The sequence below is a fragment of the Pseudomonas sp. JH-2 genome (assembly GCF_036231725.1).
GTDB lineage: Bacteria > Pseudomonadota > Gammaproteobacteria > Pseudomonadales > Pseudomonadaceae > Pseudomonas > Pseudomonas delhiensis.
In genome coordinates this window covers 88,828-98,468 of sequence record NZ_JAZAQP010000007.1, presented here as the reverse complement: position 1 = coordinate 98,468, position 9,641 = coordinate 88,828, and the positions used below count along the sequence as shown (strand labels likewise).

Annotated in this window: 8 protein-coding genes; 2 read left to right on the top strand and 6 right to left on the bottom strand. The window is 69.5% G+C overall.

Translation table 11 applies throughout. From position 1 onward, the window contains the following. Positions 1-11: 11 nt before the first annotated feature. Together VV867_RS07220 and VV867_RS07215 are read right to left on the bottom strand one after the other, a co-directional pair. Entirely contained in the window at positions 12-1,268 is a 1,257-nt protein-coding gene (locus VV867_RS07220) for an OprD family porin (RefSeq protein WP_328565979.1), read from the bottom strand. Between the two features lie 195 nt (positions 1,269-1,463). Then, positions 1,464-2,333, bottom strand: coding sequence for a 3-hydroxybutyryl-CoA dehydrogenase (locus tag VV867_RS07215; RefSeq protein ID WP_328565978.1), 870 nt, complete (start codon positions 2,331-2,333; stop codon positions 1,464-1,466). A 434-nt stretch (positions 2,334-2,767) separates the two neighbouring features. On the opposite strand from VV867_RS07215, the gene VV867_RS07210 reads away from it, so the two are divergent. Next, entirely contained in the window at positions 2,768-3,814 is a 1,047-nt protein-coding gene (locus tag VV867_RS07210) for an MBL fold metallo-hydrolase (protein WP_328565977.1), read from the top strand. Between the two features lie 9 nt (positions 3,815-3,823). On the opposite strand, the gene VV867_RS07205 is transcribed toward VV867_RS07210, so the two are convergent. After that, positions 3,824-4,207 (bottom strand): cupin domain-containing protein, encoded by a 384-nt coding sequence (locus tag VV867_RS07205; RefSeq protein ID WP_109932186.1) that lies wholly within the window; start codon positions 4,205-4,207, stop codon positions 3,824-3,826. Positions 4,208-4,572: 365 nt separating this feature from the next. Between VV867_RS07205 and VV867_RS07200 the strand changes: the two genes are divergently transcribed. After that, positions 4,573-5,928 (top strand): spinster family MFS transporter, encoded by a 1,356-nt coding sequence (locus VV867_RS07200; protein WP_109932374.1) that lies wholly within the window; start codon positions 4,573-4,575, stop codon positions 5,926-5,928. Between the two features lie 225 nt (positions 5,929-6,153). Here the strand turns inward: VV867_RS07200 and VV867_RS07195 are convergent, their stop codons facing one another. The 3 genes from VV867_RS07195 to VV867_RS07185 are packed head-to-tail and all read right to left on the bottom strand — an operon-like array spanning position 6,154 to position 9,565. Beyond that, positions 6,154-7,908 (bottom strand): N-acyl-D-amino-acid deacylase family protein, encoded by a 1,755-nt coding sequence (locus tag VV867_RS07195; protein ID WP_328565976.1) that lies wholly within the window; start codon positions 7,906-7,908, stop codon positions 6,154-6,156. Continuing rightward, on the bottom strand, positions 7,905-8,645 hold the full coding sequence (locus VV867_RS07190; RefSeq protein ID WP_328565975.1) for a sulfite exporter TauE/SafE family protein: 741 nt from the start codon (positions 8,643-8,645) through the stop codon (positions 7,905-7,907). Before VV867_RS07190 ends, VV867_RS07195 begins: the two co-directional genes overlap by 4 nt. Beyond that, positions 8,642-9,565 (bottom strand): bile acid:sodium symporter family protein, encoded by a 924-nt coding sequence (locus tag VV867_RS07185; protein WP_328565974.1) that lies wholly within the window; start codon positions 9,563-9,565, stop codon positions 8,642-8,644. The genes VV867_RS07190 and VV867_RS07185 overlap by 4 nt, the downstream gene beginning before the upstream one ends. Positions 9,566-9,641: the final 76 nt, after the last annotated feature.

Genomic DNA, 9,641 nt, shown 5'->3' with positions numbered 1-9,641 from the left:
GGCCCCCGGCATCAGAGGATGCTCAGCGGGTACTCGATGAAGGCGCGCACCTCGTTGAGGTCCGGGCCGACGTCGTTGTCCGCGCGGTAGATGGAGTTGCGCAGCTTGAACGACAGGTCCTTGGCCGGGCCGCTCTGGATCACGTACTTGACCTGGTTGAACAGCTCGCGCTCGGTGCCGTCGGAGTCGCCGCCGGTGTCGATGTTGTCGCCGCGCACGTAGGCGATCTTGTAGGTCAGGCCGGGCACGCCGTAGCCGCCGAAGTCCAGCTCGTAGCTGGCCTGCCAGGAGCGTTCGTCCTTGAGGTTGAAGTCGGCGTAGTAGGAGTTGGCCAGGTAGATGGTGCCGCCGCCGTCGCCGTAGTCGTAGGCGTAGCCGGCATCGCCGGTGCTGCGCTGGTGGGCGAGGATGAAGGCGTGCGGGCCGACGCTGTACTTGGCCGCCAGGCTCCAGATGGTGTTGCGGTCGTTGTCGCCGTCGCCGCCGAAGTCCAGCGCGGCCTGGGAGCCGTCGTCGTACTTGGTGCGGTAGATGTTGAAGTCGAAGTTCAGCGCCTGCTCTTCGGCCAGCGGCAGGGTGTAGTTGACGTTGGCATAGTTCTTCTCGAACACGTCGCGCACGTCGCTGTGGTACAGCGCCACGCTGAGGTCGTCGGTGATCGCGTAGCTGCCGCCGTAGAGGTAGATCTCGTCCAGGTGGTTGGGGTCGCGCGCCGGGCTGCCCATGGGGCTGTCGGCGGTGAACTTGCCGACGTTCAGCTGCAGGCCCTTGATCTCCTCGCCGGTCAGCAGAACGCCGGTGAAGGCCTGCGGCAGCATGCGCGAGTCGTCGCGGGAGAGCACCGGCAGGTCGGGGAACTGGTTGCCGTACTTGATCACCGTGTTGGAGAAGCGCAGCTTCACCGCGCCGCCGGCCTCGGACAGGCTGTCCACCGGCTTGCCGTCGTCGTGTTCGTTGAAGATGCCGGTGTAGTTGCGCCCGCGGCCGCTGTCGAGCTTGACGCCGAGCAGGCCGTAGGCGTCGACGCCGAAGCCCACGGTGCCCTGGGTGAAGCCGGACTCGAAGGTGCCGATGAAGCCCTGGCCCCAGACCTTGGCGTCGTTGGTGTGGTCCTTGTAGTCGCGGTTCCAGTAGACGTTGCGCAGCAGCAGGTCGAGCCTGGCGTCCTCGATGAATCCCTTCGACTCGTCCTGGGCGCTGGCCTGTGCCAGCTGGGTGCCCGCGGCCATCACGGCGAAGGCCAGCGCATGACGTTTCATGATCCTCATGGATATAGCTCCTTTGGTTTCCAACGTTCAGGTTTTAGCAGTTTTTCGTACTAGTACCAGTGACCGGGTTGTCATTCGTCGGAAATTTCCTACGGCTGGAAGCCGCGTGCTAGAGCCTGGCGCTGCGGATCATGTGATGGCTATCTAATAGCGTTTGCCTGGCGGAAGGGGCGCGCGACCCCTTCCGCGGGGCGGTCAGTAGCTGAAGAAACCCTGGCCGCTCTTGCGCCCCAGGCGGCCGGCCGCGACCATTTCCTTGAGCAGCGGGGCGGGGCGGTACTTGGAGTCGTCGAAGCCGTCGTAGAGCACCTGCATGATCGCCAGCAGGGTGTCCAGGCCGATCAGGTCGGCCAGGGCCAGCGGGCCGATCGGGTGGTTGCAGCCCAGCTGCATGCCGGCGTCGATGTCGGCGGCGCTGGCCAGGCCTTCCTGGAGCACGAAGATGGCCTCGTTGATCATCGGCACCAGGATGCGGTTGACCGCGAAGCCCGGGGCGTTCTTCACGCTCACCGCGGTCTTGCCGACCAGGGCCGCGAAGGCCAGGGCGCGGGCGTGGGTCTCGTCGGCGGTCTGCAGGCCGCGGATCACTTCCAGCAGGCCCATCACCGGCACCGGGTTGAAGAAGTGCAGGCCGATGAAGCGCTGCGGGTTGCTCACCACCACCGCCAGCTGGGTGATGGAGATCGACGAGGTGTTGCTGGCGATGACGCAGCCGGGGCCGACCAGCTCCTCCACCTGGCGCAGGATGCGCAGCTTCAGCTCGAGGTTCTCGGTGGCGGCCTCGATCACCAGGTCGGCGTCCTTCAGCGCGGCATAGTCGGTGCCGCCGTGGATGCGCGCGAGGATGCCCGGCTTGTCGGCGGCGGCCAGCCTGTCCTTCTTGATCAGCCGCTCGAGGTTGCCGTCGATGCTCTTCAGGCCACGCTCGACGGCGGCGTCGGAGACGTCGACCATCGCCACCTGCAGGCCGGCGGCGGCGCACACCTGGGCGATGCCGTTGCCCATGGTGCCGGCGCCGATCACGCCGATCTTGCGGATGTCGAGGGGGGAGTCTTGGGTGCTCATGTCTTGTCAGTCCTCTCTGGAATCGAAGCGGGGGGCCCGCGGGCGCCGGCGACGATAGCGCAGGCGCCGGCCGGCGGCGAGCCTCGCGTGGGGTGGGTTGCTGGCAGCTGTGCCTTTGCCGAGGGCATATGCGCCATTTCCTGGCCGGATAGTCCGTGTGGCTGGGGCTGGGCGCGACTCTTTGGCACAGTATTGCCATATCCTTCCCTCCGTCGTTCCCGGGACCGTAGGGCGTATAACCGTTCGCGGTTATCCGCCGTTGGCCGGGCCACCGGGGCGTCCGGCGTGGCCGGTGAGCCCAATCGCGGACGGAGTCCGCTCCTACGTCCGTGTGTCCCGGAGGCGTAGGAGCGGACTCCGTCCGCGATCATGGCGGATAACGCCGTAGGCGTTGCCCCCCCCCAGATGAACCGCACCAGGATTCAGGCAGCCCCATGAAATTCGAACGTATTCCCCTGGACTACCCCTGCGGCCCGGCGCCGGAACCCGGCGCCAGCCGTGAGATCGCCCCGGGCGTGCACTGGCTGCGCATGCCACTGCCGCTGAGCCTGGACCATATCAACCTGTGGGCGGTGGAGGACGGCGACGGCTGGGCGCTGTTCGACACCGGCATGCACACCCCGGCGAGCCTGGACGCCTGGCGCGCGCTGCTGGGCCCCGGCGGCGCCCTGGGCGGGCGGCGGCCGACGCGGCTGTTCGTCACCCACATGCACCCGGACCACGTCGGCCTGGCCGGCTGGCTCACCCGCGAGTACGGCTGCGAACTGCGGATGACCTTCGGCGAATACATGAACTGCCGCGTGCTGGCCGCCGACAGCGGCCGCGAGGCGCCGCCCGAGGGCATCCGCTTCTACCGCCGGGCCGGCTGGGACGACGCGGCCATCGCCCACTACCGCGCGCGCTTCGGCGGCTTCGGCAAGTTCATCTGGCCGCTGCCGGAAAGCTACCGGCGCCTGCGCGACGGCGAGCGTATCCGCATCGGCAGGCATGACTGGCGGGTGGTGGTGGGCAGCGGGCATTCGCCGGAGCACGCCAGCTTCCACTGCCCCGACCTGCGCCTGCTGGTCGCCGGCGACCAGGTGCTGCCGCGCATTTCGCCGAACGTCTCGGTGTTTCCCACGGAGCCCGAGGCCGACCCGCTGGGCCAATGGCTGGAGTCCCTGGCCAAGGTGCGCCGCGAGGTGCCCGATGACGTGCTGGTGCTGCCGGCCCACAACGAGCCCTTCCAGCCCCTGCATGCGCGCCTGGCGCACCTGGAGCGCGGCCACCAGCGGGCCCTGGAGCGCCTGCAGGAGCTGCTGGCGGAAGGCCCGAAGCGCGCCATCGACCTGTTCGGCGCGCTCTTCGCCCGGCGCATCGACCAGGACCTGCTGGCGCTGGCCACCGGCGAGTGCCTGGCCAACCTCAACTACCTGGTGCAGCGCGGCCGGGTGACGGCCAGCGAGGACGCGCAGGGCGTGGCCTGGTACCGCCTGGCCTGAGGCTGGGGCTCAGATCCAGACGTCGTTGGGCGCGGTGCGCTCGCCGCCCTGGTCGCCGGTGTTGACCACGCCGCGCGGCTCGATCAGCAGCACCTGCACCTCCTGCGCGGCGAAGGGCTTGTGCTCCACGCCGCGGGGCACCACGTACAGCTCCCCTGCGCGCAGTTGCACGGCGCCGTCGCGGAAATCGATGCGCAGCTCGCCGTCGAGCACCATGAAGGTCTCGTCGGTGTCGGCATGGCTGTGCCAGACGAACTCGCCCTCCAGCTTCACCAGCTTGAACTGGTAGTCGTTCATCTCGGCCACCACGCGCGGCTGCCACTGCTCGTGGATGGCCGCCAGCTTGGCGGCGAGGTTGACCGGTTGATGAGGGTGTGCGGATGTTTGCGGCATGTTTCAGCTCCTGGATCGTCGAGCGGCCAGGGTAGGGCGCCCGGGGCGCGGGCGTCTTGCATATTCCTGCGCATGGGTGCGCTGCCGGGCGGATTTTCCGCCTAAGGAAAACCCCAATGCCTACGGGAGCCTACCCCCATGCCGAGGCCGTTTCCCCGTATGGTCCCGCCCGGGCCCCATCCCCTAAGGTGCCCCTGGCCCCGCCCCACGAAGGCGGGGCCGCCTTGTAGCGACACGCCCGCCAATAACAACAAGAGGCCCCTCATGCGCCAATTCCCCCCGTGCCACGCCCCGCGCACGCTTTCGCCCGCCCCTGGCGGATTCCTGCCGGACACGCCCATAGCGGCGCAAGAGGAGCGGAACCCATGAACACCCAGGCCAAGACCCCGGCGCAGCTGCGCCCCAGGCGCTACGCCTACGAGTGGTACGTCGTCAGCCTGTGCATGGTGGCGTACATCTTCTCCTTCGTGGATCGGCAGATCCTGGCGCTGATGATCGAGCCCATCAAGGCCGACCTGCAGCTCAGCGACACCCAGTTCAGCCTGCTGCACGGGCTGGCGTTCTCGCTGTTCTACGCGGTGATGGGCTGGCCCATCGCCTACCTGGCCGACCGCTTCTCGCGGCCGCGGATCATCGCCATCGGCGTGGTCTTCTGGAGCCTGGCCACCGCCGCCTGCGGGCTGTCGAAGAACTTCCTGCAGATGTTCCTGGCGCGCATCGGCGTCGGCGTGGGGGAGGCGGCGCTGTCGCCGGCGGCCTATTCGATGTTCAGCGACCTGTTCCCCAGGGAAAAACTGGGGCGCGCGGTGGGCATCTACTCCATCGGCTCCTTCGTCGGCGGCGGCCTGGCCTTCCTGGTCGGCGGCTACGTCATCGACCTGCTCAAGGACACCCACGCCGTGGTGCTGCCGCTGCTGGGCGAGGTCAAGGCCTGGCAGCTGACCTTCTTCATCGTCGGCCTGCCCGGGGTGCTGGTGGGCCTGCTGATCTGGCTGACCGTGCGCGACCCGCAGCGCAAGGGCCTGAGCCGCGACGCCAGCGGCCAGGCCAGGGCCGTGGCGCCGGGCGACGGCGTGCGCTTCCTCGGCCGCCACCGGCTGACCTTCACCTGCCTGTACCTGGGCTTCTCCTGCTACGCCATGGCCCTGTACGCCATGCTCAGCTGGACCCCGGCGCTGTACATGCGCAAGCACGGCCTGGACCCGGTGAGCACCGGCTACACCCTGGGCGTGGTACTGCTGCTGGCGAACACCGCCGGCGTGTACTGCGGCGGCTGGCTGACCGACGTGCTGGCCCGCCGCGGCCACGGCGACGCGGCCATGCGCACTGGCGTGATCGGCGCCATCGGCATGCTCGTGCCGGTGGCCCTGTTCGCCCTGGTGGAACCGCTGTGGCTGTCCCTGGCGCTGCTGGTGCCGGCGATGTTCTTCGCCTCCTTCCCCCTGCCGACCTCCACCACGGCCATGCAGAACCTGGCGCCGAACCAGGTGCGCGCGCAGGTCTCGGCGATCTTCCTGCTGGTCAGCAACCTGCTGGCGGTGGGCCTGGGCACCACCCTGGTGGCGCTGATCACCGACCGGGTGTTCGGCGACCCGGCGGCGGTGGGGGCGTCCATCGCCATCGTCTCCGCGGTGGCCACGCTGCTGACCATAGGGCTGTTGTGGAAGGGCTGCGGCAGCTACCGCGCGAGCCTGGTGCGTGAACAGGCGGAGCGTGCCTGAGCGGACTCCGTCCGCGATTCGTGCCACAGGGAATGGCGTGGGTGGGGCAGCGTAGGAGCGGATCTTATCCGCGAACCGCGCCGGTGGTTCCGGCTATCGCGGACAAGGTCCGCTCCTACGGGGACATGCCGTGCCTCCCGGAAACCTGTAGGAGCGGGCCCTGCCCGCGAAATCGCGCGCAGGGCGCGCTCCTACAGGGGAATGGCGTGGGTGGATTCATCCGCGCTACGCCGGTACCACTTCGCGGCCCGGCAGGAAGCGTCCGAAGCCGCGTTCCTTGCCCAGCTCCTCGGCAAAGCCGCTTTCCCGCCGGTACGCCACGCGCCCGTTGATCACCGTGGCCTCCACCGCCGCGTCGTTGCGCTTGACCAGGCGCACCAGCCCGAGGTTTTCCATGGGCGCCTCGCTCACCTCGTCCAGCTCGTCGGTCAGGCCTTCGGGGTTGACGATCACCAGGTCGGCGCGGTCGCCCACGCGGAGGTAGCCGGCGTCCAGCCCGGCGAAGTCGGCCAGTTCGCCGGTCAGGCGCCGCACCGCGCGGCCGACGTCCATGAACGGCTGGCCGGCCAGCTCGGCGTCGCGCACGTACTTGAGCAGGCGCAGCGGGAAGTTGTACTGCGCGTGGGAGGCCAGGTGCGCGCCGGAGTCGGCGAAGCCCGGCTGCGTCCAGGGGCTGGCCAGCAGCCGGGCCATCACCTGCGGGCGGTGGTTGCCGTAGCAGGTGGTCCACTTCAGCGCGTTGCGGTACTGGCTGGCCAGGTCGAAGAAGGCGTCCACTGCGTCCTTGCCCTGCTGCTGGCCGATCTCCTCGAAGTTGCGCCCGACGAGGCTCGCGTCCGGGCATTCGCGCACCCAGCAGTCGGACAGCCGGCGGTGCCACAGGCCAAGGCTGAGGGTGGCCTTGATGTCCTTGCGGAAACGCTCGCGGAAGGCCGGGTCCTGGATGCGCGCGTAGAGTTCTTCCGGGTCCTTGATGTCGCGCAGCACTTCGCCGGCGCCGAATTCCTCGAAGCCGTTCATGTTCAACCCCTCGATGCGCACCACGAAGGGCGCCGGTAGCGTCTGCCAGCGGAAGCGCCCGCGCAGCACGCGGTTGGCCAGCCAGCCGGAGGCGCGGGTGATGCGGTGCATGAAGGGCTGCGACTTGAGGTCCAGGGCGGTGAGCATGCTGCACTTGAGCGGCCGGCGGAACCAGCCGTGGGCCTGCCAGAGGAAGGCGAACACGTTGATCTTGGTCACCGCGTTGGGCGCGCCCTGCATCAGCGCGCCGCGCCGGCGCAACACGGCGAACAGGCGGGCGAACTCCTTCCAGCTGGCGAAGGTGGAGGGCAGCGGGCTGGACCAGGCGCGCTCGCCGTCCATCTTGTCCAGCCGCGTGGTCATCACCGACAGGCCGAAGCAGCCGGCGTCCAGCGCTTCGTCGAGCAGTTGCTCCATGCGCCGCAGCTCGGCCTCGGTGGGCCTGGCGCCGCTGGTGGCGCGTTCCAGGCCCATCACCGCCACGCGCAGTTCGGAGTGGCCGAGGAAGGAACACAGGTTCGGGCCCAGCGGCAGTTGCTCGTAGAAGGCGCGGTAGCCGGCGGCGTCGCGCCAGATGCGTTTCTCCCGCAGGATCGGCAGCACCACCTCGCGGGGCACCGCCTCGACGCGGGTGAACAGGTCGGAGCAGTCCTCCGCCTCGCCCAGCACCATGCTGATGGAGCAGGAGCCCAGGGCCACCGTGGTCACGCCGTGGCGCACCGATTCCTTCAGCGCTGGCGCAGCTATCACCTCGGCGTCGTAGTGCGAGTGGATTTCCAGGAAGCCCGGGGTCACCCAGCTGCCGGCGGCGTCCAGCACCTGCGGGCAGCCGGCCTCGTCCAGCGGCGAGGCGCTGAGGGTGTCGATGCGCCCGGCGCGGATGCCCAGGTGGCGCAGGGTGCCGGGGGCGCCGCTGCCGTCGAAGTAGAGGCCGTTCTTGACGATGATGTCGTAGCTCACAGGAGGCTCCAGGGAGACAGCAGCAGGACCCCGCTGACCAGCAGCAGGAGGTGGATGGCCAGGCGGAAGTGGCGTTCCGCGCAGCGCCGGTGCAGGTGCTCGCCCAGCCACAGGCCCAGCGGTAGCAGCGGCGCGTAGGCCAGCACCTGGGGCAGGGCCGGGCGCAGCCGGCCGTCGAGCAGGAAGGCCAGGGTGAGCAGGCCGTTCAGGGTGAACCAGACGCACACCAGGGTGGCGCGCAGGCGCGACTTGTCCAGCTGCTGGCCGGCCAGGGCGTAGACCAGCAGCGGCCCGCCGGAGGCGAACAGGCCCTGGCAGACGCCGGCGGCGCCGGTGGCCAGGCGCATCGCCCAGCCGGGCACCCGGCCGCGCGGCGTGCCCTTGGCGCTGCGCTGCAGCTCGCGGGCGGCGAACCAGAGGATGAGCAGGCCGAGGCCGCGCTTGAGCAGTTGCGGGTCCAGCCAGGGCAGCAGCAGGTAGCCGGCCACCATGCCCAGCAGCATGCCCGGCAGCAGGGTGGCCAGCAGCAGCCGCCACTGCACCAGGCGGCGGTGGCGCCAGGCCAGGTAGCTGGTCAGGCCGACGTTCAGTGGCACCAGCACCGGCAGCAGTTGCTCGATGGGCAGCAGCAGGGCGCCGAGAGACAGCGCCAGCACCACGCTGCCGAAACCGGTGACGGCCTCCAGGGTGTAGGCCAGCAGGATGAAGCTGCCCAGGGTCGGCGCCACGTAGCTCATGGCGCTCTTCCCGCCGAGGCGGCCAGGCCCGGCAATGGCGCGCGGCGCGACCAGAACAGCGCCAGGCCCAGCCCGGTGAGCAGTTGCCAGCAGCCCCAGAAGGCGGCGATCAGCAGCATGCCGCCGGCCTCGGGGAAGAAGGTCAGGATCAGCGCCATGCCCAGCGCCGAATTGTGGATGCCGCTCTCCAGCGTCACCGCGCGCACGTCGGCCTCGGCCAGCCGGCAGGCCCGTGCGCACAGGTAGCCCAGGCCCAGGGCCACGCCGTTGAGCAGCGCCACCAGCCAGAAGAACAGGTGGAAGTAGGCGACGAACTGTGCGTAGTTCTTGACGAAGGCCATGACCACGAAGGCCGCCAGCACCAGCAGCGAGAACACCCGCATGGGCTTCTCCAGGCGCCGCGCCAGTTGCGGGCGGCGCCGGCCCAGGGCCATGCCGGCGAGCATCGGCGCCACCAGCACCAGCAGCACCGTGGCCAGCAGCTCCAGCGGGTCGATGCGGATCTGCGTGAGCAGCGCGCGGGTCTCCGGCGCAAGGCTGGCGTAGAGGGCGAAGTTGAACGGCGTGAAGAACCCGGCGGACAGCCCGGACACCGCGGTGACGCTGGCCGACACCGCGACGTTGCCGCGCGCCAGCCAGGTCATGACGTTGGAGAAGCTGCCGCTGGGGCAGGTGGCCACCAGCAGCATGCCCAGGGCCAGCTGCGGGTCGATCGGCAGCAGGTTGGCCAGCAGGCAGGCGCCGGCCGGCAGCAGCAGGAACTGGATGAGCATGCCGATCAGCGGCGCCTTGGGCGCGCGGACGATGCGGGCGAAGTCCTCGCGGCGCAGTTCCAGGGAGACGCCGAACATCATCAGCGCGATGATCACGTTCAGGGCCAGCATCGAGGCGCCGGCGAATTCCAGGTGGACGGTGGGCATCAGCGCGCCTCCCGAAGGGGCGCGGGGCAGGGGGTGCAAGGCATGCGCGGCTCGTTTGTGTTTCTCGTTGTAATGG